This is a genomic window from Mucilaginibacter terrenus, from assembly GCF_003432065.1.
Classification (GTDB): domain Bacteria; phylum Bacteroidota; class Bacteroidia; order Sphingobacteriales; family Sphingobacteriaceae; genus Mucilaginibacter; species Mucilaginibacter terrenus.
This window is the reverse complement of the sequence record NZ_QWDE01000001.1, coordinates 2,191,350-2,216,858: the sequence shown is the minus strand read 5'-3', so window position 1 is coordinate 2,216,858 and position 25,509 is coordinate 2,191,350. Positions and strand designations below refer to the sequence as shown.

The 25,509-nt window shown below is 45.3% G+C and carries 25 protein-coding genes; 19 read left to right on the top strand and 6 right to left on the bottom strand.

Annotation, left to right across the window (positions count from 1 at the left end; translation table 11 throughout):
- Positions 1-46: 46 nt before the first annotated feature.
- The 3 genes from lspA to panB form a co-directional block, all read right to left on the bottom strand.
- Positions 47-565, bottom strand: coding sequence for a signal peptidase II (lspA, locus tag DYU05_RS09945; RefSeq protein ID WP_117382780.1), 519 nt, complete (start codon positions 563-565; stop codon positions 47-49).
- 39 nt (positions 566-604) lie between these two features.
- On the bottom strand, positions 605-1,327 hold the full coding sequence (locus DYU05_RS09940) for an RluA family pseudouridine synthase (protein WP_235853987.1): 723 nt from the start codon (positions 1,325-1,327) through the stop codon (positions 605-607).
- Positions 1,328-1,394: 67 nt separating this feature from the next.
- Complete coding sequence (gene panB, locus DYU05_RS09935; protein ID WP_117382779.1) at positions 1,395-2,210, bottom strand: 3-methyl-2-oxobutanoate hydroxymethyltransferase; 816 nt, start codon at positions 2,208-2,210, stop codon at positions 1,395-1,397.
- 141 nt (positions 2,211-2,351) lie between these two features.
- Here panB and DYU05_RS21115 point away from each other — a divergent pair, with 141 nt between their 5' ends.
- From DYU05_RS21115 to DYU05_RS09895, 9 genes are all read left to right on the top strand, one after another.
- Positions 2,352-2,528: a hypothetical protein gene (locus DYU05_RS21115; protein WP_165852040.1), complete on the top strand. Its 177-nt coding sequence runs from the start codon at positions 2,352-2,354 to the stop codon at positions 2,526-2,528.
- Between the two features lie 168 nt (positions 2,529-2,696).
- Positions 2,697-3,797 carry a glutamine-hydrolyzing carbamoyl-phosphate synthase small subunit gene (gene carA / locus DYU05_RS09930; protein WP_117382778.1) on the top strand — a complete coding sequence of 367 codons (1,101 nt, stop codon included), beginning with the start codon at positions 2,697-2,699 and terminating at the stop codon, positions 3,795-3,797.
- Positions 3,798-4,018: 221 nt separating this feature from the next.
- Complete coding sequence (locus DYU05_RS09925; protein WP_235853986.1) at positions 4,019-4,342, top strand: DUF6686 family protein; 324 nt, start codon at positions 4,019-4,021, stop codon at positions 4,340-4,342.
- Between the two features lie 64 nt (positions 4,343-4,406).
- Positions 4,407-5,261: a helix-turn-helix domain-containing protein gene (locus DYU05_RS09920; RefSeq protein ID WP_117382777.1), complete on the top strand. Its 855-nt coding sequence runs from the start codon at positions 4,407-4,409 to the stop codon at positions 5,259-5,261.
- Positions 5,262-5,336: 75 nt separating this feature from the next.
- Complete coding sequence (locus DYU05_RS09915; RefSeq protein ID WP_117382776.1) at positions 5,337-6,050, top strand: siderophore-interacting protein; 714 nt, start codon at positions 5,337-5,339, stop codon at positions 6,048-6,050.
- Positions 6,051-6,562: 512 nt separating this feature from the next.
- The gene (locus DYU05_RS09910) at positions 6,563-8,245 is read left to right on the top strand and encodes a DUF5060 domain-containing protein (RefSeq protein ID WP_117382775.1); all 1,683 of its coding nucleotides are present in this window, start codon (positions 6,563-6,565) and stop codon (positions 8,243-8,245) included.
- Positions 8,246-8,284: 39 nt separating this feature from the next.
- Positions 8,285-8,497 carry a hypervirulence associated TUDOR domain-containing protein gene (locus tag DYU05_RS09905; protein ID WP_117382774.1) on the top strand — a complete coding sequence of 71 codons (213 nt, stop codon included), beginning with the start codon at positions 8,285-8,287 and terminating at the stop codon, positions 8,495-8,497.
- A gap of 93 nt (positions 8,498-8,590) precedes the next feature.
- Complete coding sequence (locus DYU05_RS09900) at positions 8,591-9,355, top strand: ABC transporter ATP-binding protein (protein ID WP_117382773.1); 765 nt, start codon at positions 8,591-8,593, stop codon at positions 9,353-9,355.
- Positions 9,356-9,432: 77 nt separating this feature from the next.
- Positions 9,433-10,569 (top strand): ABC transporter permease, encoded by a 1,137-nt coding sequence (locus tag DYU05_RS09895; protein WP_117382772.1) that lies wholly within the window; start codon positions 9,433-9,435, stop codon positions 10,567-10,569.
- A 186-nt stretch (positions 10,570-10,755) separates the two neighbouring features.
- On the opposite strand, the gene DYU05_RS09890 is transcribed toward DYU05_RS09895, so the two are convergent.
- Complete coding sequence (locus DYU05_RS09890) at positions 10,756-12,705, bottom strand: KUP/HAK/KT family potassium transporter (protein WP_117382771.1); 1,950 nt, start codon at positions 12,703-12,705, stop codon at positions 10,756-10,758.
- Positions 12,706-13,161: 456 nt separating this feature from the next.
- On the opposite strand from DYU05_RS09890, the gene DYU05_RS09885 reads away from it, so the two are divergent.
- The 8 genes from DYU05_RS09885 to DYU05_RS09850 all read left to right on the top strand — a co-directional run bounded on the left by DYU05_RS09885 (position 13,162) and on the right by DYU05_RS09850 (position 19,116).
- Positions 13,162-13,683, top strand: coding sequence for a T9SS type A sorting domain-containing protein (locus tag DYU05_RS09885; protein WP_117382770.1), 522 nt, complete (start codon positions 13,162-13,164; stop codon positions 13,681-13,683).
- Positions 13,684-13,748: 65 nt separating this feature from the next.
- Positions 13,749-14,360, top strand: a complete 612-nt coding sequence (locus tag DYU05_RS09880) for a fumarylacetoacetate hydrolase family protein (RefSeq protein WP_117382769.1) — start codon at positions 13,749-13,751, stop codon at positions 14,358-14,360.
- Between the two features lie 66 nt (positions 14,361-14,426).
- Entirely contained in the window at positions 14,427-16,169 is a 1,743-nt protein-coding gene (locus DYU05_RS09875) for a M23 family metallopeptidase (protein WP_117382768.1), read from the top strand.
- A 3-nt stretch (positions 16,170-16,172) separates the two neighbouring features.
- Entirely contained in the window at positions 16,173-16,637 is a 465-nt protein-coding gene (gene bcp / locus DYU05_RS09870) for a thioredoxin-dependent thiol peroxidase (protein WP_117382767.1), read from the top strand.
- 64 nt (positions 16,638-16,701) lie between these two features.
- Positions 16,702-17,256 (top strand): RNA polymerase sigma factor, encoded by a 555-nt coding sequence (locus tag DYU05_RS09865; RefSeq protein WP_117382766.1) that lies wholly within the window; start codon positions 16,702-16,704, stop codon positions 17,254-17,256.
- Between the two features lie 50 nt (positions 17,257-17,306).
- On the top strand, positions 17,307-18,221 hold the full coding sequence (locus DYU05_RS09860; RefSeq protein WP_117382765.1) for a hypothetical protein: 915 nt from the start codon (positions 17,307-17,309) through the stop codon (positions 18,219-18,221).
- 6 nt (positions 18,222-18,227) lie between these two features.
- Complete coding sequence (locus tag DYU05_RS09855; RefSeq protein WP_117382764.1) at positions 18,228-18,725, top strand: hypothetical protein; 498 nt, start codon at positions 18,228-18,230, stop codon at positions 18,723-18,725.
- Positions 18,726-18,729: 4 nt separating this feature from the next.
- Entirely contained in the window at positions 18,730-19,116 is a 387-nt protein-coding gene (locus tag DYU05_RS09850; RefSeq protein ID WP_235853985.1) for a DUF1634 domain-containing protein, read from the top strand.
- A 13-nt stretch (positions 19,117-19,129) separates the two neighbouring features.
- Here the strand turns inward: DYU05_RS09850 and DYU05_RS09845 are convergent, their stop codons facing one another.
- Positions 19,130-21,574: an outer membrane beta-barrel family protein gene (locus DYU05_RS09845; protein ID WP_117382763.1), complete on the bottom strand. Its 2,445-nt coding sequence runs from the start codon at positions 21,572-21,574 to the stop codon at positions 19,130-19,132.
- A gap of 198 nt (positions 21,575-21,772) precedes the next feature.
- Here DYU05_RS09845 and DYU05_RS09840 point away from each other — a divergent pair, with 198 nt between their 5' ends.
- Positions 21,773-23,059, top strand: coding sequence for an alpha/beta fold hydrolase (locus DYU05_RS09840; protein ID WP_117382762.1), 1,287 nt, complete (start codon positions 21,773-21,775; stop codon positions 23,057-23,059).
- 6 nt (positions 23,060-23,065) lie between these two features.
- Here the strand turns inward: DYU05_RS09840 and DYU05_RS09835 are convergent, their stop codons facing one another.
- Positions 23,066-23,536: a DinB family protein gene (locus DYU05_RS09835; protein WP_117383015.1), complete on the bottom strand. Its 471-nt coding sequence runs from the start codon at positions 23,534-23,536 to the stop codon at positions 23,066-23,068.
- Positions 23,537-23,627: 91 nt separating this feature from the next.
- On the opposite strand from DYU05_RS09835, the gene DYU05_RS09830 reads away from it, so the two are divergent.
- A complete protein-coding gene (locus DYU05_RS09830; protein WP_235853984.1) occupies positions 23,628-25,403 on the top strand; it encodes a DUF885 domain-containing protein in 1,776 nt (591 codons plus the stop codon).
- Positions 25,404-25,509 lie beyond the last annotated feature (106 nt).

Sequence of the window (25,509 nt, the reverse complement as noted above, 5' to 3'; positions counted from 1 at the left end):
AGTGCTTTGAATAAGTATAAAGGCTTTTAGAGGGTAAAAGCCTTGTTTAGGAAGTAACCGCCTCTTGCTTTTTTTCTTCTTTATGACGCGTCCAGGCATCAAGAAGGATAAGACCCATGCCCACCATAATGGATACATCGGCTACGTTAAAGATGCCTGTTTGAAAAACGCCGAAGCGGATATGCATGAAATCGGTTACTGAGCCGTGCATAATGCGGTCGTAAATATTGCCTATACCACCGCCCACAACGCATATGATTCCAGCTAAAGTTATCCTGCTGAAATTGGTTTTAATGATAATGTAAACCACCGCAGCCAAAAGGGATAGCACCGGCAGTAGTGTTAATAGTATGAACCTGTACGGATTTGCCAGTTTATCGCCAAGGCTCAGGAAAGCGCCGGTGTTCTCTATTTTAATCAGTGTGAAGTGGTTATTTACAAAGCTAATCGGCTCGTCGTAGCGCATCTTTTGGCGTACAATGGTTTTAGAAACCTGGTCGCACCCGATGTTTAATGCCAGTACAACAATTATTAATATCGCCCGGTAAATTCCCTTCAATTTCATTAATGCAAAGTTAACCAGAGATTCGGTATTTGCTAATTGTTACTTTATCCATTGCTCAAACTTCTCCCAAAAGCCATCCTTCGGTAACGATGCTTCAATTACCACAGGCTCGTTCTTTACGGGATGAATAAACTGTAGCCGTCGCGCGTGAAGGCAAATGCTTTTACGAAGGCTGCCACGCGGATAACCGTATTTATTGTCGCCAACAATAGGGCAGCCCAGGGTAGACAGTTGTACCCGTATCTGGTGGGGGCGACCGGTTATTGGGTCGACTTCAATTACATAGTAACCGTTATGTTCGCCAACTAGTTTATAGTTCAGTTCAGATCTCAGGCTGCCTGCAACTTCTTTATCATGTGCTTTCGTTACGTTCTTTTGCGAGTTTTTAACAAGCCAGTGCACCAGGTTGCCGGCTTCAGGATTGGGGCGGTTGCGTACAATAGCAAAATAGGTCTTGTGCATTTCGCGGCCCTTGAACATTTTGTTTATCCTGTCCAGTGCTTTACTGGTTTTGGCGAACAGGATTACACCGCTTACGGGCCTGTCCAGCCGGTGCACCACACCCAGGAAAGCGCCGTTTGGCTTGTTATATTTTTTGGCGATGTACTTCTTAACCTTTTCGTCCAGCGGTTCGTCGCCGGTTTCATCAACCTGCACAATATCGCCTGCGAGTTTGTTCACAGCAATTAAGTGGTTATCCTCGTAAAGGATATCCGCATCGGTAATCTCGTGATTAATGTATTTTGGAACAATGTTCGCCAATGCTATTTCAGACTTAAGATTTACGACTGTACACTACTATTCTATTCCCCCTTCAGAGGGCTTGGGATTAATACTCTTCTTTTTCGTTCGGGAACGCTTTGTCTTTTACATCGCTAACGTAATTGCCTATAGCATCATGCATCACATCGTACAAACTGGCGTATTGGCGCAAAAAGCGCGGTTTAAAGCCTTTATTTATGCCAAGCATATCGTGTATCACCAATACCTGGCCGCTGCAATGCTGCCCGGCACCAATCCCTATAGTAGGTATGCTTAAGCTTTCCGTAACTTCTTTGGCAAGTTTTGATGGTATCTTCTCCAGCACTATCCCAAAGCAGCCCAACTCCTGTAATTTAAGCGCGTCTTCCTTCAGTTTTTCGGCTTCGGCTTCCTCTTTGGCGCGTACCGTATAAGTGCCAAATTTGTATATAGATTGCGGTGTAAGGCCAAGGTGCCCCATCACAGGGATGCCTGCAGTAAGTATCCTGCTGATGCTCTCTGCTATTTCAACTCCGCCTTCCAGCTTAACAGCGTGGGCGCCCGCTTCTTTCATAATGCGGATAGCCGATGCCAGCGCCTCTTTGGAATTGCCCTGGTAAGAACCGAAAGGAAGGTCGACCACTACCAGCGCCCTTTTTGCCGCCCGCACTACCGACGATGCGTGGTAGATCATCTGGTCGAGGGTTATCGGCAGGGTGGTTTCGTGTCCGGCCATTACATTGGATGCCGAGTCGCCTACCAATATAATGTCCGTGCCTGCTGCATCAACTATAGTGGCCATAGAATAATCGTATGCGGTAAGCATCGCTATCTTTTCGCCTTTGTTGCGCATGGCCTGCAGGGTGTGCGTGGTAATGCGCTTAATTTCCTTATTTACCGACATTGGGTATATGGTGTTTATACAAGCAAAGGTAGAAACTCAATCCGAAATTCCTTTGCAGTAAATGGTGCGGGTTTGCACACTGCCAAATAATTATTATTTTGCAAAAACCAATTAAATACGCCTCATCGTATTTCACACTTCATGGATACTAAAATTATACATTGCATGTATTGCAATAAGGCTATGAACTATACCGACCGCGCTAAACGCAGCTACTGGTTGAAAACGTTTTTTCCGTTCCTGTCTGTAAGGCCTTACTGGTGTACACACTGCCTGCGTACTACTTACGTTTGGGGCAAAAGCGCTGCGGATAAATAAACCTGTTTGTATTAGCGGATAAATTTCATTTTTCTGTGAATTTCTGTGAAGAAAACAATACCTTTGCGGCGTGAATAAAGAGGTGCAAAACTTCATTCTTCCAGCTTATTCTTACGGAGCTTCGAGCCACAAGATCCGGACCGTTCACCCTTTCAATCTTTTTGCTAAATGAATCATTTCACCAAGCTTCCGGCTATTTTATTGCTGGCCGACGGCACCGTTTTCCATGGTAAAGCTGCCGGAAAAATTGGCACTACCACAGGCGAGATCTGCTTTAACACCGGGATGACCGGTTACCAGGAGATATTTACCGACCCATCTTACTTTGGGCAGATTATGGTTGCCACCAACGCGCACATAGGTAACTATGGTATCAATACCGAGGAAGTAGAATCGGCACAGATACAAATTGCAGGTTTGGTTTGTAAGAATTATAACATCGCCTACAGCCGCAAGCAGGCAAATGAGTCTATACAGGACTATTTTCAGCAGCAGAATATCGTGTCGATTTCAGACATTGATACCCGCCAGCTGGTACGCCACATACGCGATAAAGGCGCTATGAACGCCATTATATCATCTGAGATACTGGACCTTGATGAGTTGAAAGCCAAGCTTGATGAAGTGCCTTCTATGGATGGCCTTGAGCTTTCATCCCAGGTATCAACAAAAGAAACCTACACCTTCGGTAACGAGGATGCTAAGTACCGCGTTGCCGTGCTTGACCTTGGAGTGAAAAAGAACATCCTGCGCAACTTTGATGACCGCGATGTTTACGCTAAAGTTTACCCTGCAAAAACCACCTTTGAAGAGATGGAAAAAGATTTTGCACCATCGGGTTACTTTATCTCCAACGGCCCCGGCGATCCGTCTGCAATGCCATACGCTGTTAGTACGGTAAAGGAAATTTTAAATGCAGATAAGCCACTGTTTGGTATTTGTTTGGGTCACCAGTTGTTGGCACTTGCTAACGATATCCCTACGAGGAAGATGTTCAACGGTCACCGTGGCCTTAACCACCCGGTTAAGAACGTAATTATTGACCATTGCGAAGTAACATCTCAAAACCATGGCTTTGGTGTAGTACCCGAAGCAGTGCGCGCGAGCGATAAGGTGGAGATTACACACGTAAACCTTAACGATCAATCAATAGAAGGTATCCGCGTTAAAGACAAAAAAGCATTCTCGGTGCAGTATCACCCGGAATCGTCTCCAGGCCCGCATGACAGCCGCTACCTGTTTGATGATTTTATTAAACTAATGCAATAGAACTAAGATCCCCTTAATATATATCTAAGGCCCTGCAGAACTTCTGCAGGGCCTTTTTTGTGCGTACTAAAATATAAACCTTATTTTTATTTGGATTTATTCTAAATAAGGTTTTTCTTTGTGGCGAGGCCAGCGGCCAAAAAGCTTAAGTCCTGTTGTAAAGGCAACCCTTGTGGGTGAGGGGTGCCGTTGCAACAGGCACAATTTAACACCATCTACCTATGTGCGACGCAAAAGTTCTAAGCCATAAAGGGGCATCGGTAATTAGCCGGTGCTCCGAGTGCCAGTGTATTTTTATCTGGAACCATAATCTTATCCTTAGCTTTTCGCCGCTGCAGTTCACGCAATTCAGGGATTTTTCTGTCGAGCTCGACTTTGAAGCGCACTCTTTTCCGTTTCCTGACGGGGAGGAGCGTATGGTGATGCGTACCCCTGCAGACGATATACAATTCACGTTTACCAATGCTGAGTGGGAAGATTTTCATGCTGCCATGGGCGAAGCCTGTTACATGCTGGAGGTGTATTCGCTTATGGAGGGCCGTTAATGTTGTTATTGCAAAGTCGATATTGCAACTAAATAATGCGTGGTAATTGCTTTAATTTAGCCACATGAAAGATATCCCTATTCATCAGTTGCAGGCCAGGGCCGTAACCGGGTTAGAGATAAGCTACTTTGCGCCGGGAGAAGTAGACACCGACGAAGTACAGGCGCTTGGCATCCACCGGGATGACCATTACATCTTCTTTTTGCTGGATGAGGGCAACGCCTCGTTAATGGTTGATTTTAGGGACATGTACTTTACTGCGCCGGCGCTATATTATATTTTGCCGGGACAGGTGCATAAAAGGATAGAAGCGGAAAAAGCAGGTGGATGGTTCATTGCCATTGACCCGATGCTGGTTGCGCAGGATTACCGTACCGTGTTTGATGATCAGCTGCCTTTTCAGCAGCCGTACATGGTATCGCCACAGCAACTTGCGCAATGCAGCGGAACGCTGCGTTTGCTTACGGAAAGGTATGAAAATGAGGACGGATCACCTTTTTACCTGCCGGTTGTTCATTCGCTGCTGCAATCATTTTTGGGTATGGCTGCTTCGTGCTATTGCCTGCATACCGGGCCAAGAGAGCAGCCATCGCGCCCTGTGCAAATAACGCAGCAATTTAAACGCTTGCTGGCAGCAAACATCCGTACGGTAAAAAGCCCTTCGGCTTACGCGGCTATGCTCAATATTTCTGAAACTTACCTGAACGAGGCCTTGCGTAAAACCTCGGGCCTGCCGGTAAGCTACTGGATAATGCAGGAGGTTATGCTGGAAGCTAAACGGCTGCTGTACTATGGCGACATGAACGTTAAAGAAATTGCGCATCTGCTGGGCTATCCGGATCCTACCTATTTTTCCAAGCTGTTTAAAAAAACGGCCGGTACAACGCCGCTGGCATTTAGGGAAAGTTACCGCAAATAGTACAATCATTCCCCCGAAGCTGCCATTTCACAGCGGGTGCTTTAAGCTTTTCTTTGTGCTATTAAAACATCAGCAATGGAATCACCGGTTTTACAAAAACTTAAGGCAAAAGCAGGCAGCCTTTTGGAAAAACGCCTGATACAAAGCGGAAAGGTACTTGAGGTGAGGCACTGGGTACCATCTACCATGATTGAGGTAGACCTGCACCTGCCTGCTGCAGAAGTGGCTGCCTGGCAGGAAGTACCTTACCTTAAATTTAAAGTGGCCGACCTTACTTACCGTGATTATACCCCATCCGGCTGGGACGCAGAAACACGCACCTGCACTATTTATGTAGATGCCGCGCACATTGGCCCCGGTAGCCGCTGGGCATCATCGCTGAAAAAAGGCGACGAGGTATATTATATCAAAGTTGGCTCAACCCGCCATTCGCCAAAAAGCACACCGGCCATTATTGGCCTGGGCGATGAAAGCAGCATGGGGCACCTGCTTGCCTTACAGCAAATGGTGGTGCCAAAAGCGCGTTTTTCCGGCGCAGTAGTAATAGCAAACGAAGATCACCGCAGGCAATTTGAAGAATACTTCTGGTCGCCGCTGCAGCCTCTGGCCCGTACCGATGTACACGGCCACCAGAGTATTATAGAGTGGGTTAAACAACAACATTACGATGTTAGCCAAACTGCTTTTTACCTGGCCGGAAACAACACCATGGTGCAAAAGGTACGCAAAATGCTTCGGGAGATGGGTTTTCCGCCTGCACAAATAAGTACACAAGGGTTCTGGAGTTAAGCAAGATACACCATGCAGAGATGCTGGTACAAACATGGAGCATGGCTGTAACCTTGTTGTGTGTTGTAGCGTCGTAGCTGCAATAGTTTAAATGGCAGCCGGAAGCGTCTCGCAATTATAAAAGTTAGTTTTGAGTGCTTCAGGGGCTATTTTGCCGAAAATTCGCCGATAATGCTCCATTCACCGATATGAGTGGCCCTGCTTATCGACCGGTATATACGTTTACCGATGATTTGGCATACTTCGCCTAATATCTGTAACGCAAAATCCTGTGGTGATGCAATTTTGTGGTGTTCAAAAAGAAAAACACCATCATGACAACTTCACTCACCAGCCCCTCACTTTACGCAATAGTAGCTATAGCTGTAAATGTTGCAGTAGTACTTGGCCTTATTGTTTGCCAAGTTTGTAAGTAACCCAACCGGTACCTGCCCGGCTGGTTACTTTTACAGCACCGGGGCAATTTGCTAAAAAACATAATAGCTATATTAGGGCTTTAAACCATTACACCAATGAAGCCCTTGCGCATAATACTCCTGCTGCTGGTGATATCGTTCACGCGTACTTTTTGCGAGGCTCAGCCAGGGCTGCTTAACTTCACCTATAACGATCAACCTTTTAAGCAGTACGAAAAGTTTGAGTGGACCATTAATTTGTCTGCCGCTTTTACAAACCCTTACGATCAGCACGACATTAAGGTTGATATGGAGATCATATCGCCTTCAGGCAAGCAGCTTGGCCTACCCTGCTATTACGAGAGCGGGGACAGCAAGGCCTCAGTGTGGAAAGGTCGCTTTGCCCCGCAGCAAACCGGTGAATACCGTTACACTTTTGTGGTAAAAAGTAAGAGTGGGGAGTGGCGGTCTGATATGAACTTTATTACTGCCACCGCAACTGCTAAGCAAGGCTTCCTGCACAAGAACAATCTTTGGACCTTTAAATACGACAATGGCGAACTCTTCCGAGGCGTAGGCGAAAACATCGGCTGGGAATCCCGTTCATTCGAGAACGATAAATACACCTACGATTATCTACTACCAAAACTTGCCAAAAGCGGCGGTAACTTTTTCCGTACGTGGATGTGTTACTGGAACATGCCGCTGCAATGGAAAAAGGTGCAGTCGACCAAGCGATACCATAAAAGCGGCGATTATTTTAACCCCGGCGCAATTAAGCGGATGGACGAACTGCTTAATCTTACCGATTCGCTCAACCTCAAATTTATGCTTACGTTAGACTGGCACGGCCATTTAATGGAAGAAGGCGGCTGGAAGAACAGTAACTACAACGCTGCCAACGGTGGCCCGGCCAAAACCCCGGCGGAGTTCTTCACCTCGCAGGAAGCCCGCGCCATGTACAAGAATAAGCTGCGGTATATAGTTGCACGATGGGGATACAGCACCAGCATAGCCGCCTGGGAATTTTTTAATGAAGTTGACAACGCTGCATTTACAGGGGCAGATAGCGTGCTGATACCTCTGCATACCATTACAGAATGGCACGACGAAATGAGCCGTTACCTGAAAGATATAGACCCCTACGGCCATTTGGTGACCACCAGCGTATCTCACCGCGACATTACCGCAATGAACGCCATCCCATACATTGATTTTAACCAAAAGCATATTTATAAGCATACCGATAAGATTGCGGCAATTTACCCGGACTACATTAGTGCGTTTGGCAAGCCATACGTAATTGGCGAGTTTGGCTTTAGGTGGGAGGACGACGACCAAAAATACGGCAATGACGCTGACTATGATTTTAAGCGCGGGCTTTGGTACGGTATGTTCAGTCCCACACCTATCCTGCCCATGAGCTGGTGGTGGGAAATGTTCGATCAACGAAATATGACCCCGTATTTTAAAGGTGTGCGCATGATAAGCGATGAGATGCTGAAAGCAGGGAACGGCTCTTTTGAGCAGGTGACGGCAACGTCGGGCAATATAGAAACGTACGTAGTAAAGTGCGGTAAAAGCTATTTTGTGTATATGCTTAATAACACCTACGGTACACTGCCGCCAAAAATTGTTTTTCCGGTAAATGGCAGAAGCTTCACCATGCAGTATTTCGATCCTGCAACTCAAACCTACAGTAACCACGGCATTGTACCAGCAGAAGGAGGCAAGCTAACGCTTAACAATGTGCACCCCGGGTTAAAAAAAGAGCGGGTGCTGATACTTACCGCAAAGTAAACTGGCAGGCATATTGCTATAGTTCTTGAAACATTCATCATGAAAAAGGGAGATACCGTACACTGGAACTGGGGCAGCGGCGAGGCTGAAGGTAAGATAGAGCAAAAGCATACCGATCCAGTTAAAAAGAAGATAAAAGGCAGCGAGGTAAAACGCAATGCCAGCAAAGACGAGCCTGCTTACGACATTAAGCAAAAGAACGGCAGCAAAGTGCTAAAATCAGAAAGCGAACTGAAAAAGGGCGGCAAGTAGCCCGGTTACCCCGACCCTATAATTTAATTAAATTTTAATGCCCTTGCCAGGTTGGGTGTATGTAAATGCGATAAATCCGTCGCATATTTACATATGGCAAAACAACCTATAATAACGGTAAAGGACCTGGTTAAAAACTACGGCGATTTTGCAGCCGTAAAAGGCATTAGCTTTGACGTTTACGAAGGCGAAATATTCGGTTTACTAGGGCCGAATGGCGCCGGGAAAACTACTACCCTGGAGATAATAGAAACGCTTCGCGAGAAAACCTCCGGCGAAGTTACTGTTGACGGCTTTTCGATAGACAAGGATGCCGACAGTATTAAACAGCGTATAGGTGTGCAGTTACAGGCTGCAGGTTATTACCCCAACCTAAACCTGTCCGAACTGATCACGCTTTTTTCAGGCCTTTATGGCATCCATAAAACTCCAATGGAGATGCTGGAAAAGGTAGCCCTGACCGATAAAGCCAAGGCCAAGTACAAAGACCTCTCCGGCGGGCAGAAGCAGCGCTTCTCCATTGCCACTACACTTATAAACAACCCCCGCATAATCTTCCTGGACGAGCCTACAACAGGGTTGGACCCGCAGGCGCGCCGTAACCTTTGGGACCTGATACGGCAGATACGTGACGCTGGCACCACCGTGGTGATCACTACACATTACATGGATGAAGCCGAGGTGCTTTGCGACCGTGTAGCCTTTGTAGACGGCGGCCATATTGTTGGTATAGACACTCCTGATCATTTTATTGATGACCTTGTTGAAAAAGGTTTCGAACGAAAAAAACAGGTTAAGGCAGCCAACCTGGAGGATGTATTTATAAACCTTACTGGCAAGGAGTGGAGAGAGGGATAGAAGCCCCCAGCCCCCTCAAGGATACCCCCCAACCCCCTAAAGGGGGTGTAAAATTTAACTATTGAACTAAACTCATAATGAACCAAAATTACAGCAACACACGTGCTACGCTGGCCATTGCAAAAGCAAGTTTCCGTTCTATCATTCGCAGCCCGTCGGCAGTAGTGTTCAGCCTGGCGTTCCCGCTGGTGTTCATTGTGGTATTCGCCAACATAGGCGGCGGCGGTGTGAAGGTAGACGTGGGTGTGGTAAAAGGTACCGACACCATTAGTCCGGTATATCAAGCTTTAAAGAGATCGTCTGTGATCAACCTTATACGGGATCAGTCACCTGATGATATGAAGAATAACCTGGCAAAAGGCAGCCTTGACGCGACCATTGAAATCAGGAAGAACAGTATTCCCGATAGAGCAGTATACCAACCATCTTCAGTTGCGCCTTATGCCGTAAACGTGCAGTACACTAATTCATCCAGTAAGGGGAGCATCCTTAAGTCGGTACTTAGTAATATACTAATGCAAATGAATGCAGAGTTTGCAAAGAGAACCGGTGTGCCTGCCTTACCACAAGCCGCGGAACTACATGAAACTACAGTTACCGGCCGCGAGTACAAGTACATTGACTTTATACTGCCGGGCCAATTAGGCTTCTCGTTGCTGAGCAGCGGCGTATTCGGTACCGCTTTCGTGTTCATCAGCCTTAGACTAACACTGGTTATTAAACGCTTTTTTGCTACGCCGGTTAAACGCTACAGCATTGTACTTGGTGAGGCGCTGGCCCGTATTGTGTTCTCGTTATTAGGTGCGCTGTTCATCATTATGGTTGGTCACTTTGTATTTGGTTTTACCCTTATACATGGCGTGGTAACCGTGCTGAATATGCTGGTGCTCTCGGCGATTGGTCTTATTATCTTTATGGGCTTCGGGTTTACGGTTTCGGGTATTGCCAAGAACGAGAGTACGGTGCCACCATTGTCTAACATTATAACGCTGCCGCAATTTTTATTGTCTGGAACATTCTTTTCGGTGACTGCATTTCCTGAATGGCTGCAGTATGTAAGCAACGCCTTGCCGTTAACTCACTTGAACAATGCCATGCGTAAGGTAGCATTTGAAGGCGCCAGTCTAGGTGATGTTTCGCACCAATTGTTCATCCTGCTTTTGTGGGGCATCGGGGTTTATGCAGTAGCAACCAAAACCTTTAAATGGGAGTAAAAGTGGTGCCACCAAAAGATTGATACCTGGATTACAATAGTTATTTCAGCATGATAGATTGGTGATTAAAAAAATGTGGTTTTTGCAGATTCTTGCTCGTTAAACCCCCTTTTTCCGGTATGTTTTTATAAAAAAATGCCGCTCTGTTTTTTCAGGCGGCATTTTCATTATCGTTGTAGCCAGCTATCAAGATGGCATTACACGCTCGAGTTTTACGCTCTCGGGAGAGGTCAACATCAGCGGCACTTTCTCTATGGTAACGAAGCTCAGGTCGAGGCCAAAGTTGCGTTCTTCGGACAAGCTGATCTTTCTTAGATACGAGTAGATAAACATGATAACACGTTCAAAGAAAGACAGGTTATGCGAGCGTGATAGCACTTTTTCTATCACCACAAACCGGAAATCGCCTACTATCTTGTGTTTGTTAAGTGATTGGTAGCGGCTGGTAATGTCTACTTCACCATTCTTAACCAGGTCTTCCACCACCCGGCGGAACAATAGGTTAATTTGCTGTTCTACCCTGAAACCCAGTTTAAAGTCCACACGGATAAGCTTTCCAGGTATCAGGAAATCGACCTCGTACTCGCTTTTGTAAGGCTCATCCACTACGTCAACGTGAACCAGCCAGTAAACGTCGGCGCGTTTCGGTTGCTTTTGCAGTATAGAGTAAATGATTTTTGATTCTACTTCGGAATTAAAGTTCGCACTGGTAAGATAAATGAGCTGTGAAGCGTATTTAGGCACACTTTCGTCCTCGCTCATCTCCTTTATAATGTTGAAGTAGTCGTCTATCTCGATGAACTTCACATAACGGTTCTTGATTTTACGCGCGGTGTGCCAGGTCCACATTACAATGAACAGCATTAAGCCTATAGATAGCGTAAACCAGCCGCCATGGATAAATTTAACCAGGTTACCCAGTAGGAACGTGCCTTCTATCAGCATGTAAACCGTTAAAAAAGCCCCGATAAGGTATACAGGCGCCTTTTTGCGCTGCAGGAACTTAGAAACCAGTATAGTGGTCATGAGCATAGCTACAGTTATACTTAAGCCGTAAGCAGCTTCCATGTTAGAGGAGTGTTTAAACAGTAGCACCACACCAATACAACCAATGCAAAGTATCCAGTTGATGCTGGGTACGTACAACTGGCCTTTCTGCTCCGACGGGTACTGTATGCGCACCTTCGGCCAAAGGTTAAGCCTAACAGCCTCTGCGATAAGTGTGAAGGAACCTGATATTAGAGCCTGTGAGGCAATTATCGCCGCGATAGTGGCAATTCCGATACCGAAAATAAGGAACCACTCCGGCATGATCTGGTAAAATGGGTTTTTCTCGTTAAGGTCTACAAGCTGACCATTACGCTGCAACAGCCAAACTGCCTGGCCCAAGTAGTTGAGGATAAGGCAGGCTTTTACATAAATCCAGCTGATCTGGATGTTCTTGCGCCCACAGTGGCCAAGGTCGGAGTATAGTGCCTCGGCACCTGTAGTACAAAGGAATACAGCACCTAGTATGATGAATGCGTTGTAATCGCTGGCGAGCAATTGGTAAGCATAATAGGGGTTAAGTGCCTTTAAAATAGAAGGCATTTGCACAACATAGCTTATGCCCAACACGCCCATCATGGTAAACCACAGGAACATAATAGGGCCAAAGGCCTTGCCAACCAGCGAGGTGCCAAACTGCTGTATAATAAACAGCACCGCTATAATAGCTATCACTATCTCTACAGTAGGCAGCTGTGGATAATAGGTCTCCAAGCCTTCAATAGCAGACGATATAGTAATTGGCGGTGTTATTATGCCATCAGCAAGCAGGGCGCAGCCACCAACCACGGCCGGGACGATTAGCCACTTAGCCTTACGCCTTACCAGCGAAAAAAGCGAAAATATACCACCTTCACCCTTGTTATCTGCCCTTAAAGTAATTACCACATACTTTAAAGTAGTTTGCAGGGTAAGCGTCCAAACGATGAGGGAGATTCCTCCGAGTACCAGCGTTTCGGATATTTTGTTTGAGCCTACTATGGCTTTGAATACATATAACGGGGATGTACCGATATCGCCGTAGATTATTCCTAAACTAATAAGCAGCCCACCGGCTGTTAGTTTTTGCAGATCTTTATGACTTGACACAGTGTTTTTGAAAAGTTTACAAAACTATAAAAATTACATTGTATGGACTGTAACTTTCACAATAAGGTATATGATCATCAATTATTATAAATCCTGCAAAAGTGCCGCTGTATTGTCAAAGATTTTTGAGCGGCGGCAATTGTTGAGATAGCTACGTTGATAAACTTTCAATTTTGCTATTTGTTTACAAAGCTGTATTTCACATGCAAATACAACATCGTTGAGTAAAAACGGCGTAAATTGTGCATTGCCGCAGGAATGTTGTGATTATTGTATTATCAGTATATTGATAATAATATCCGGAGAGCCAACTTAAACTATTGTTGATCGTATAAGTCCATATAGAAACACCATACAAAACGACGGTTTTTGTTAAAAAGTGTTAAAACTATTTATTAATTCATAACATTATGAATTCTGAAGTACAATATTTATACTTTTGCAGATAACACTGATATGGTTAGAAAATTTACTCAGCTAAATTCCTGGTTTACCTTAATACTGATGGCAGTAGCGGTAAATGTTGCGCTGGCTAAAGGAGTTGCTGCACAAAGTTCTGACACGTCATATCTTAAGTTCCTCAGGAGCAAGACGGCAAAGTCTATAAATACCAAAAACATCCTGCATCTATCACTGCCGCCAATAAAACCGGCTGTGATATCGAGCACTAAAGTGTCTGTGGCACCGGCCAAACCTGCAGGGCCAATTTCAGATAAGTTGCTTTCTAATGTACAGATATATCCTAACCCGGTAAGTGATGTACTTAATGTAAAATACACAGTTTCCCGTGGCGTGTTTGTTAATGTAAAGATTATGGATGTGCTGGGTAACGATGTACTTACCTTATTCTCTCAGCGTGTAGATTTTGGCGAACAAAATCTTACCTACAACATTAACAGCAAACTTACCCGCGGCTTTTATTTCCTTCGCATCAACGTAGGTACAGAATCCATTAATAAAAGGATTTCTATACTGTAACAATTTCCTGTTTTGATTTCCTGCCGTATTTATAATTTTTAGCTTTGGGCTGATAAGAAGCCATTATGAAAATTATTGCCATAGGCCGTAACTACGCCGAGCATGCTAAAGAACTAAACAACCCTGTACCAACCGTTCCGGTGATATTCATGAAACCGGATACTGCGCTTTTAAAAGATAACAAGCCGTTTTATCATCCAGACTTTTCTCAAGACATCCATCACGAATTGGAGATTGTACTTAAGATAAGCAAAGAGGGTAAGCATATCAATGAGAAGTTTGCGGCTAACTATTACGAAGACATTGCCTTGGGGATAGATTTTACTGCCCGCGACATTCAATCCCGCCACAAAGAAAAAGGCTTACCATGGGAGCTGGCCAAGGCCTTCGACGGATCGGCACCAGTGAGCAATTTCGTCCCTAAAACGCAATTCTCAAATTTATACGAACTTAATTTCAACCTGGATGTTAACGGTGAGGCCAGGCAGCAAGGCAACACAAAAGATCTGCTTTTTTCATTTGAAAAAATTATTGCCTTTGTATCGCAGTACATTACACTTAAGAAGGGGGATCTTATATATACCGGTACACCGCAAGGCGTAGCCAGGGTAAATATAGGCGACCGTTTAGAAGCATACCTCGAAGGAGAAAAAATGCTTGACTTCGAGGTAAAGTAAGCAGCTTAAGTGCAAGCAGGTGTTGCCGGCACGTATTAGTGCATTGAAGTAAGCTTATAAATAATAATGTTGGAGAACCGAACGGATAAAAAGAACTACATCGTAAATTTTTTAGCAGCAGCACTGCTGTTATTTGCAAACTACTCATCCGCGCAGGACATTATTCAGAGTAAAAAATATCCGCAGAACTACTTTCGCTATCCGCTGGATCTGCCGCCTACCACCGCGGGCTCATTTGGTGAATTGCGCCCGGCTCACTTCCACTCGGGCCTGGATTTTAAAACTATGCAGCGCACAGGTTACCCGGTACATGCAGTTGCAGATGGGTATGTGTCGCGTTTACGCATCCAGTTTGGTGGTTTTGGGCAGGCGATCTACGTTACACACCCTAACGGTTATACATCTGTTTACGGCCACATCCAAAGCTTTACGCCGGCAACGTTTAAATACATACGCGATTATCAATATAAAAACCAAGTGTTTGATGCCGACATAAAGGTACCGCCGGGTCTGTTTAAAGTGCAAAAGGGAGATGTTATAGCCATATCTGGAAACGAAGGTGCTTCTGCTGGCCCTCATGTGCACTTCGAGTTGCGCGACAGCCTTACCGAAGAAACTATCAACCCACAGCTGTTCGGGCTAACCATCCCCGATAAAGTGCCGCCAACTATTACGGCCCTGGCTGTTTACCACCTTAACGGCAATCCTTTCAGCGAGAACACGCCGAAGGAATTTATGTCCGTAACAGGCGCGGCAGGTAATTACCGGCTCGCCACTCCAAAAGTACTGCAGCTGAGTGGTAACACGGGTTTTGGCATAGCCGTAACCGATCAAAACAGCGCATCTGTAAACCATAACGGCGTTTATTCCATAGAGATGAAGCTGGACGGCAGCACCGTTTATACCTTTACGGTTGAGCGGTTCGCATTTGATCAAACACATGCGGTAAATGCCTATATAGACTATCCTGCCTTTTTGCTTACCCGGCGAATGTTCCAAAAATGCTTTATACTGCCGGGTAGCCGTATATCGTTGTACCCGCAATCGGTTAACAGGGGTATTATTCCTTTCAATGATAACGAAATGCACGATGTGGAGTTTGTTTGCCGCGATGTAATGGGCAATACTTCAACCATTGCTGTTAAGGTACAATCAAATACTACTGCTAACAATAACCAGCCGGCAAAACCTACAGGTACTTTTTTTCATTATGACGAACGCAGCGTTTTTGCGAACGACAAGGTACGGGTGCAAATAGATCCCGGGAACTTATATGACGACCTGGACTTTCAATACTCAACTCAGCCCATCAAGGCCGGAGCATATTCCGTCACCCATCGCATCCATAATAAATTTACCCCAATACATGGCGGCTACGACATCTGGATTAAACCCGATGTAAGCCTGGGCAACTACGCGGATAAGGCAGTAATTGTTAACGGCGCTACCGGCAGTATAAATGGTAAATACGACGGCGGGTACGTAAAAGCTGTAGCACGTACTTTTGGCGACTACTACATCCGCATAGATACTGTACCGCCTGTTATAACTCCGCTCAACATAAAAAACGGCAGCAATATGGCAAAGGTTAAAGCCATAAGGCTGAAGATGAGCGACAATCTTTCGGGCGTAAAAAGCTTTGCCGGTAAAATAGACGGTAAGTGGGTGCTTGTAGAATGGAGCTATAAAACAAGGGTATTAAGTTATACCTTTACCGAGGATATTAAACCCGGCAAGCACAATTTTGAATTTACAGTGATAGACGGGAAAGACAATACTGCTAAATTTACTGCTGAATTTACACGTTAACCTATGGCAACCACATTAAAAGCTGGCGACAAAGCCCCCGATTTTACAGCAAAAGACCAGAACGGCAAAGAGGTATCCCTTTCAGATTACAAGGGTAAGAAAGTGATCCTGTACTTTTACCCCAAAGATGATACCCCTGGTTGTACTGCTGAATCATGCAGTTTTAGAGATAACTATCAATCGTTGCTGGGTCAGGGGTTTGATGTTATTGGCGTAAGTGTAGATGACGAAAAATCGCACAAGAAGTTTGAGACCAAGTACAGCCTCCCATTTACTTTGATTGCTGATACCGACCACAGTATTGTGGAAGCCTATGATGTTTGGAAAGAAAAGAACATGTATGGCAAAAAATACATGGGAACCGTCCGCACAACTTTTGTTATAGACGGCGCGGGTATTATTGAGCACGTAATAGAGAAGGTAGATACCGCCGCCTCGTCGCAGCAGGTGCTCGACCTGGTGAAATAACCGTCGATGAAACATATCTAAACCAAAATGCGTTATCTTTATTTTTATAAATAAATTTTTATAGATGGCCATACAGGCAGACGACGAAGAGATACTAAGCAAGTTTCGCGACGATAAGACAAGGAACGAAGCGTTTAACATGCTGCTGAAAAAGTACCAGCAGAAAATATACTGGCATGTACGCCGCATGGTTATTGACCATGATGACGCCGACGATCTTACGCAGGACGTATTCATTAAGGTATGGAAAAACCTGCCGGGCTTCCGAAACGATGCCCAGTTGTATACCTGGATGTACCGCATTGCAACCAACGAGTGTATCACCTTCCTTAATAAAAAGAAGCAGAAGAACAACGTTTCTATTGACGATGTAGATTATGAGCTGGCAGATACCTTGTCCAGTTCTGATCAGTTCAGTGGCGACCAGATACAGCGTAAACTGCAGGAGGCCATACTTACCCTGCCGGATAAACAGCGCCTTGTGTTTAACATGAAGTATTTCGATGATATGAAATACGAGGAAATGAGCGATGTACTTGGTACCAGCGTGGGTGCCCTGAAGGCATCGTTCCACCTTGCTGTCAAAAAGATAGAAGCATTTATAACATCACGGGATTAATTTTAAATTCGCATTAAACCATTGCAAACTTTATTCATCTATAAGACAGTATGAAAAGCGAAATGGATAATAACGAGTGGGCAGACGAAGAAATGTCACTTGAACGGTTCTCCCGAAAGAACCCGTTTACGGTGCCGTCTGGCTATTTCGAAGAAGCCGGTCAGCGCATTTTATCATTGGTGAAATTAGATGAATTAAAAAGTACCGACACGGCAAACGGATTTGAGGTGCCTGCAAATTACTTTGATGAACTTTCGGCGAACATCAGCAGCAGGATTAATATTGAGATGGTAACGGATGCTGAGCAGCCGGGCTTTGCCGTGCCTGAGAATTATTTTGGCCAGCTTACGGCTAATATTACCAGCAGGATTAATATTGAGACCGAAAGGGAAATGGCTGACTTTGCTGTTCCTGAAGGATACTTTGATAACCTGACTGCTAATATACAAAGCCGTATAGCAATTGAGGAAGCTGCCGGTGCTGGCGACGCGGGGTTTAACGTACCCGCAGGTTACTTTGATAATTTGCAGCAGCAAATTAGTGCGCGCATTGAGGTTGAAGAGGCACTTGAGGCAGCGCCAGAAGCATTTACAGTACCTGAAGGTTATTTTGAAGAGCTTAACAGGAACATTCTTAATAAAACTGTTAACAAGGATGCGGTTGTACGCAAGACTATTGTACGTAAACTGTTTGCTACTAACACCTTTAAGTATGCTACCGCCGCCTGCCTGGCATTAATAGTAGGTGCGGGTGTGTTCTTAAGAGGTGCGGGTGATACTGTTGTACAGCCACATCAGAAAACAGTTTTACATACACAACTGTCAACCATTCCGGTTGACGAGATAAAAGACTATCTTGAGCTGCATGTTGACGCTACCGATAACCACGGTATAATGGATGATGATAAGGGTATAAACACCCAGGCACTTGATGACGACCTGAGTGATTATGTCGATATTAATTGATTTTAAATGAGTAATCTGTTCAGGTATATATTTTTTGTTTTAATTATAGCTGCGGCTACCGGCTATGAGGTGTCTGCTCAGGGGACTGATGTGCGTAGTTTTAGGCCGGGCAATACGCAAAAGGGCGCTGCCGTAGTAAAGACAAAGGGCGTAGGTAAAAAGTTAGCGGCAGCGCGGGATAAGTTCCTTTCAAACCAGCTTAACCTTAGCGATGACGAGGCTGTACGCTTTTGGCCGCTGTACCACCAGTACCAGCAAGAACTTACTGCCGTGCGCATACTCAAGCGCCTTAATAACTCAAATGCATCTGCAAACGGTACCGAACAGATAAACAAAGATCTTTATTACGAGAATCAGCTTCTGAATATCCGGAAACATTACCGGGACGAATTCCTGAAGATATTGCCACCTGAAAAAGTAAGCGAACTTTACAAAAGCGAACGCGAGTTTACCGATGAGTTGATAAAACAACTTAGCGAGCGCAGCATCCGTGCAGGAAATTAATATAATGAACCCTTCGTCCTTTAAAGAAAAAGACCTTCAAAGCGTAATTGGCTGGATCCTTCGTGCGGGGGTGTTAATCTCTATGTCTGTTGTGATTGTTGGCGGTGTTCTTTTTCTTTACCGTCACGGGCAGGGCAGGGCCGATTACCATGAATTTACCGGCGTGCCTGCTTTTGTGCATAGTCCCCAAGGTATTATTAACGGTATTTTAGAATTAAGAGGACAAGCTATTATACAAGCCGGGATTGTATTGCTTATAGCAACGCCTATTGTGCGGGTGATTTTCTCTGCAATAGGCTTCGTGCTCGAACGTGATTACCTGTATGTTGGCATCACTATGCTGGTGTTGCTGGTAATAGTCATGAGCATGCTCAGCGGCCACGCCGGATAACTCAGGTCCTGAATTAATTAGTGCTCCTGCGCATACGCAGCTGTTCGTCCTCGTTACCGGTACTATGGCTGGATGCACCCTTAACAGTTGTTTTACCGAACTTATAAGTGAAGTTTAGCCTTACTATCCTTGTTTCTCTTTTATCGTAAAAGCGAAGATCGAGATTTTGGAAATTGGTGTACGCTCTGTCCCGGTCTGTATTGAACAGGTCAGATACGTTTAGGCTTAATTTACCACGTTTTTCAAACACCTGCATGCCAACAGCCGCGTTCACCGCATAGTTTGCCCTGAATTGCCTTATGCCGTAAAACGCAGGTGTTTCATACCTTCCCCCAAGTTCACCCGAGATCTTTTTACTAAGCGTGAATGTTTGTGTTGTGGTCAGTACCAAATCTCCGGTACCTCTGTCAAGTGTTCCGTTCTCCGGGTAAACACGGTAACGCTGGTAACTGCCGTCCGCATTTACATTACCCTTCCACCATTCGGTAACCTTCAGCTCAGCGTTTACCTTCAAGCCATAACTGTTTACCTGCCCAAGGTTAAGGCTGGTGCCCAGGTTTACCTTGGTTGCATCGTTCTGATAAAAATAAGGGAAGATGGCGTTTGTATTGATATTTGCATAAGCGGTTATCCCTAAGTTCTGATCATACAAATAGCCAAGTTCTATAGAGTTGGTGTATTCGGGCAGTAGGTAAGGGTTGCCGCTCTGGTAATTATAAGGATCAATATAATACAAAAAAGGATTAAGGCTCTCGTAATCAGGTCGGGTTATGCCCCGGTTAAAGCTAAGGGTATACTCATTCTTTTCATCTTTAGTATAGTGCAACAACACGTTTGGAAACAGGTTGAAGTACTTGCGCAGTGTTGTCAGTCCACTTACTAATGCGGCACCTAAAGAATATCCTTCTGACCGCGTGTATTCGCCTCTCAGCCCGGCAGATACATCTATTTTGCCCCATGTATTACTATAGTTAAGGTAAGCAGCATCAACATCTTCTTTGTAAATAAAACTATTGCTAAAATTAGGATCAACAGTGTAAACGCCCTCCACTTGCGGACCGAAGATCAAGTTGTTATCGCTTTTGGTGTGGCTGTATTTTACGCCTGCTTCCAGTTTGGCTGTTTTGCCAAATGGGTTCACGTAATCAAGTACGCCTGTGTAATTGTGCCGGTTTGAGGGCGACAGGTTCTGCAGTAACGAAGCATCTTTGTAGGCAGCACCTAAGCTGTTAAGAAATCTGTTTGTTATATACTCGTCAGAGCTGCGCTTGTATGGTGAATATGTAAACTCTGCAGAAAGCATCTTGCCAGCTTTATCTAGCTTGCCGCTGTAGTTAAGGTTATAGTTAATGTTGCGCAGGTCGCGGTCAAGTGCTGAGGACACGCGGATCATTGAGTCGAGATGCCCTTGGTTGGCAATATCTAAATGGTTGTCTTTAGTGTAATTGTTATTACTAACAAAGCCGCTCACAAAAGCCCCGATGCTGTGATTGGCCGATAGCGACACATCTGCACCTAACCGGAAATTATGGGTAACAAACTCCTGAATGCTGTTGTAATCCAGATTGTAGCTGCTTATGGTTCCATTGTCGTTAATGTTGCGGTCGTTTGTGAAGCGTTTAAAGCGTTTTTCCGCTATTGCACCGTAGCTGCCAAAAATATTGACATTTTTAGTGCGGTTGTTAAAGGTTATGCCACCCGCCGATTTGTAGTACCTGCCATAACCGGCACTTAAGTTTACAGTCCCATTAGTACCTATGTTCTTCCCTTTTTTTAGCACAATATTAATAACGCCACCCGCCGACGCATCGTACTTTGGAGACCCGGAAAGGAGCTCGATCCTCTCTACATTGCTGCCGGGCATGCCCCGCAGCAGTGAGGCGAGATCGGTACCTGTCATGTTGGTTGTTTTGCCGTCTATAAGCACCAAGGCGCTTTGCCTTCCGCTTATGCTGATGTTATCATTATGGTCTACCCTTACGCCGGGCGATTGTGCCATTATATCCAACACGTTTTTACCATCCGCAGTGATGCTTGCCTGCGGGTTAATAATGGTTTTACCCGGCCTTACTTCCACAAGGGGGCGCTTTGCTGTTACTACCACTTCTTTAAGGCTGGTACTAAGCGGCAGCAGGTAAACAGGATCAGCAGTAATGTTATCGGTAGAAACAGTAAACACGTTTGAATAAGCTTTAGCATAGCCTACATTGCTTGCCAGTACCAGGTAACGCCCCTGGCTGACAGCAGGGAACCAGTATTGCCCACGACCATCTGCAAGGGCAGACATCACGATGGACGAGTCCGCGGCTTTTAATAATACAGCGGTGGAACCAACAGCGGGAACGTTCTTGGGTAAATAGATAAGTCCGTTGATGTTTGCAGAAGGCGACTGACCGTAGCTATTAGCAGATACAGTTAAGGTAAGCGTAAGAAAAAGGCAGTATAAAAATAACCTCATTAATTAGCCGGATAGGTTTAGTTTTTCTTATGAAGAAAGCCCTAATCTACAGAAAATATTAAGTTGACATATCGTTAATGCTCTTTTTACGATTCCGGCTGCCGAATGTTGCTATTACTGAGCAGGATGTCATCAAATAATCAGTGTTATTTTGCTAATTTCGCATATTGTTAAGCCCGATATAAGTGGCTGACCCTAATGATGAGAAGAGTATACACAACAGCTTTAGCACTCCTGCTTACTATAAGCGCTTTCGCGCAAACTGCACCGGCAAACTTCGCACCTGTATTAGCCAGGTTTAAAAAGTTTTACAACGCTAACCAGCCCGACAGTATCTACGCCATGTTTAGCCCGGAGATGAAGGCCAGTATGACGCAAGACAAGTGGAACACCACAACGGCGCAAATAAAAACACAACTGGGTGCATTGGTGAAAGCAGAGGAAAGCAAGTATGTTGCACCTACAGCCATATACAAAACAACATTCGCCAATGCCGTCTTCAATTTAAATCTGTCGCTGAACGCGCAAAACAAACTGATCGGCGTTTTTTTCACCCCTTACCAGGAGGATGTGAAATCTATAGCGATGGACCCCTCACTTAAAGAGGAGCCTGTATTACACAAGACCTTCAACTCATCTATATCTGGTACGCTAACAGTACCAACCAAGGTTAGCGGGCAAATGCCGGTGGTGCTTATTATAGCAGGTTCAGGCCCTACGGATCGCGATGGTAACAGCCCTAAACTAGGTCTCAACAGCAATACCTATAAGATGCTGGCTAATGAGTTGGGGAAAAGCGGTATTGCCACCCTACGGTATGATAAGCGTTCTATCGGGGCGGCAGTTACTGCCGCTAAGGAAAAAGAACTGCGATTTGAAGATTACGTAGATGATGCCGTTGGTTTGATACAAATGCTGAATGAAGACAAGCGTTTTTCCAAAGTGATTGTACTGGGCCATAGCGAAGGTTCACTGGTAGGGTTGCTCTCTATTCGCGATCAGCCGGTGAAAGGTTTTATTTCTGTAGCTGGCGCAGGCCAGCCGGCCGAGTACCTGGTTAAAGAGCAGCTTAAATCGCAGCCAAAATTTTTACAGGATCAGTTCCAGACTATGGTAGACAGCCTTAAGAAGGGCAAGTTTACCGACGATATTAATCCTTCCCTGTATTATATAGCACGCCCAAGTATACAGCCTTATTTGATGTCGTGGTTCCGGTATGATCCAATACGGATGATGAAGAAGACCAAAATGCCGGTGCTGATACTGCAAGGCGCAAATGACCTGCAGGTAACGGTGTCTGACGCTGAGAAGTTAAAAAAGGCCGACTCCGATGCCAAGCTGGTAATTATCCCTGGTATGAACCACGTACTCAAAGATGCACCTGCCGACCGGCAGCAAAACATAGCCACCTACAACAAGCCCGATTTGCCGCTTAAGCCAGAACTGGTAACCAACATAGTAGATTTTGTGAACAGCATAAAGTAGGACCGCTTACTTCCAAATACCCAGCAAGCGCCTTAGCAGGATGATCTCGGAGGTATGGTAAGCGTTGTGATCTGCTATTTGTAAAGCTTCCCGCAGAATGCTTTGCCCGTCTCCATGTGGTATTTTGGCGTAAATATCTCCGCTGTTTAGCAGCTCTATAAATTTTGCCCGGTCAGCGTATATCTGCTCTATTGTTTTCTCCCAGGCGCCATCTGCGGGTTCGCTTTCCTTAGGCCAGTAATCGTCGGGCCAGTTGGGCGATTGGTGGCTGCCATCTTTACTAAACTCCAGCATATCCCATTGCGCTATGCGGATGTGCTCTGCAAGCTGCCAAATACTATAAGGCAAACCATGAGGTTTAACACCCCGGTATTGCGGCTCTATATCACTCAATGCATCTTCAAGGGTAGCGTGCGCGCCGCCGCCCTGCAGCATTTTAATCAGTTCTTGTATCAGTATATTATGTTCGTTGCTCATGTTCTGTTTTGCTGTATCAACAAAAAGAAAGGGGCTTTGCTTTATGTTCGGCAAATTTTCTAAGTTTATGCATCAAAGTAAACTGCTAAAAGTGATCAGAAAAATACTCTTGCTTTGCCTGTATGTGGCCGCGTTTTCGGCCTGTAAAAAAGAAGGTCAGTCTTCGGGCCCGCTAACTTCAAAAGACGATGCGGCTTTTACCCGTTACGAAGAACACTTTCTTGAGGACTTGTGGAAGCACAACCCGGATTGGGCAACTACGGTAGGTTACCACAAATACGATAGCCTGCTGCTGATCCCAAGTGACGAGAACCGGAAGAAGCTGATTGGTTTTACCAAGGTGCAAATGGACTCGTTAAGCAGGTTTGAGGTAAACTCGCTCTCTGATGCCAATAAAATGGATCATCGCATTATGATGAACCAGCTGGAAGCTATGCAGTGGAGCACAGAGCAGTTGAAAGAATACCAGTGGAACCCGGCATCTTACAACGTGATAAGCACTTTCGCATACATCTTAAACGAGCATTATGCCCCTTTGGAAAAGCGGTTGCGTAACTTCTATCAAAAGATGGCATTCATTCCGGCGTACTATAAAGAAGCGCAAAAGCAGATAAAGAACCCGGTACCCGAACTTACCAGCCTTGCTGCCGATCAGCACCTGGGCGGCGTAAGCGTTATTGAAAGCGACTTTGCCGATTCACTAAAAAAAACGAAGATACCTGAAGCCGAAAAGAAGCAAATGCTGGACCGCGCCCGCATTTCTGCGGATGCCATAAAAGCTTTTGCTACTTGGTTAAAGGCACTTAAGCCCGACAAACCCCGCAGCTTTCGCCTTGGTAAAGAGTTTTACGAAGCAAAGTTTAAGTATGATATACAGGCAGAAGGTACTGCGCAGCAAACCTACAACTCCGCTGTTGAGCGTAAAAAAGCAGTTCACCGCGAAATGGCCAAGCTAAGCCGCCAGCTTTGGCCAAAGTATTTTGGTACCAAAGCCATGCCTTCAGATTCGCTTGAACTGATCAGCAGGATGATTGATACGCTGTCGGCCAAACACGTTGCTCCTAATGAGTTTCAGTCGGCTATAGAACAGCAGATACCTAAGCTTACCACATTTATCAAAAGTAAAGACCTGCTAACACTTGATCCTGCCAAACCGTTGGTGGTACGTAAGGAGCCCGGCTATATGGCTGGTGTAGCAGGCGCATCTGTAAGTTCGCCCGGCCCGTATGATAAGGAGGGAAATACCTATTTTAACGTGGGAAGCCTGGCAGGCTGGGCGCCTGAGCGTGCGGAAAGCTACCTGCGCGAATACAACAACTATATATTGCAGATACTATGCATCCACGAGGCTATTCCGGGGCATTACACGCAACTGGTTTATGCTAACAAATCGCCAAGTATCATTAAAGCAGTGCTGGGCAACGGCGCAATGGTAGAAGGTTGGGCGGTATATACCGAGCCAATGATGCTAGATGCAGGCTTTGGCGACAACGCTCCCGAAATGCGGCTGATGTGGTATAAATGGCACTTACGGTCGGTATGTAACACCATTTTGGACTACAGCGTGCATGCCGGCAGCATGACCAAAGAACAGGCCGTTAAGATGCTTACAAAAGAAGCTTTTCAGCAGCAGGCCGAGGCGGAAAACAAATGGAAGCGTGTAAGTGTAAGCAGCGTGCAGCTTACCAGTTATTACACTGGTTACAAAGAAATAAGCGAACTACGTGCCGCATGGAAAAAGAAAAAAGGAGATAAGTACAAGCTTAAAAGCTTTAACGAACAATTCTTAAGCTACGGCAGCGCCCCTGTTAAGTTTATAAAAGAAGCCATGATGGCCGACCCTAAAATAGACACCAAGGGTAACTAATGACTGATGCCGAAAGAGTAAAGACAAAAGACTGAAAGATGAGGCTCATCTGCTACAATCCAGCTATTAAAAGGCTGATTGTCAATTATTGCTGTAGTAGTAACCT

Bases quoted from the DNA above. Each gene is read 5' to 3' on its own strand.
- DYU05_RS09850 (WP_235853985.1), top strand. From the start codon at position 18,730: ATGAACCCTTCGTCCTTTAAAGAAAAAGACCTTCAAAGCGTAATTGGC.
- bcp (WP_117382767.1), top strand. From the start codon at position 16,173: ATGGCAACCACATTAAAAGCTGGCGACAAAGCCCCCGATTTTACAGCA.
- DYU05_RS09920 (WP_117382777.1), top strand. From the start codon at position 4,407: ATGAAAGATATCCCTATTCATCAGTTGCAGGCCAGGGCCGTAACCGGG.
- DYU05_RS09910 (WP_117382775.1), top strand. From the start codon at position 6,563: ATGAAGCCCTTGCGCATAATACTCCTGCTGCTGGTGATATCGTTCACG.
- DYU05_RS09855 (WP_117382764.1), top strand. From the start codon at position 18,228: ATGAGTAATCTGTTCAGGTATATATTTTTTGTTTTAATTATAGCTGCG.
- DYU05_RS09880 (WP_117382769.1), top strand. From the start codon at position 13,749: ATGAAAATTATTGCCATAGGCCGTAACTACGCCGAGCATGCTAAAGAA.
- carA (WP_117382778.1), top strand. From the start codon at position 2,697: ATGAATCATTTCACCAAGCTTCCGGCTATTTTATTGCTGGCCGACGGC.
- DYU05_RS21115 (WP_165852040.1), top strand. From the start codon at position 2,352: ATGGATACTAAAATTATACATTGCATGTATTGCAATAAGGCTATGAAC.
- DYU05_RS09860 (WP_117382765.1), top strand. From the start codon at position 17,307: ATGAAAAGCGAAATGGATAATAACGAGTGGGCAGACGAAGAAATGTCA.
- DYU05_RS09885 (WP_117382770.1), top strand. From the start codon at position 13,162: ATGGTTAGAAAATTTACTCAGCTAAATTCCTGGTTTACCTTAATACTG.
- DYU05_RS09865 (WP_117382766.1), top strand. From the start codon at position 16,702: ATGGCCATACAGGCAGACGACGAAGAGATACTAAGCAAGTTTCGCGAC.
- DYU05_RS09915 (WP_117382776.1), top strand. From the start codon at position 5,337: ATGGAATCACCGGTTTTACAAAAACTTAAGGCAAAAGCAGGCAGCCTT.
- DYU05_RS09875 (WP_117382768.1), top strand. From the start codon at position 14,427: ATGTTGGAGAACCGAACGGATAAAAAGAACTACATCGTAAATTTTTTA.
- DYU05_RS09895 (WP_117382772.1), top strand. From the start codon at position 9,433: ATGAACCAAAATTACAGCAACACACGTGCTACGCTGGCCATTGCAAAA.
- DYU05_RS09835 (WP_117383015.1), bottom strand. From the start codon at position 23,536: ATGAGCAACGAACATAATATACTGATACAAGAACTGATTAAAATGCTG.
- lspA (WP_117382780.1), bottom strand. From the start codon at position 565: ATGAAATTGAAGGGAATTTACCGGGCGATATTAATAATTGTTGTACTG.
- DYU05_RS09840 (WP_117382762.1), top strand. From the start codon at position 21,773: ATGATGAGAAGAGTATACACAACAGCTTTAGCACTCCTGCTTACTATA.
- DYU05_RS09925 (WP_235853986.1), top strand. From the start codon at position 4,019: ATGTGCGACGCAAAAGTTCTAAGCCATAAAGGGGCATCGGTAATTAGC.
- DYU05_RS09905 (WP_117382774.1), top strand. From the start codon at position 8,285: ATGAAAAAGGGAGATACCGTACACTGGAACTGGGGCAGCGGCGAGGCT.
- DYU05_RS09845 (WP_117382763.1), bottom strand. From the start codon at position 21,574: ATGAGGTTATTTTTATACTGCCTTTTTCTTACGCTTACCTTAACTGTA.
- DYU05_RS09900 (WP_117382773.1), top strand. From the start codon at position 8,591: ATGGCAAAACAACCTATAATAACGGTAAAGGACCTGGTTAAAAACTAC.
- panB (WP_117382779.1), bottom strand. From the start codon at position 2,210: ATGTCGGTAAATAAGGAAATTAAGCGCATTACCACGCACACCCTGCAG.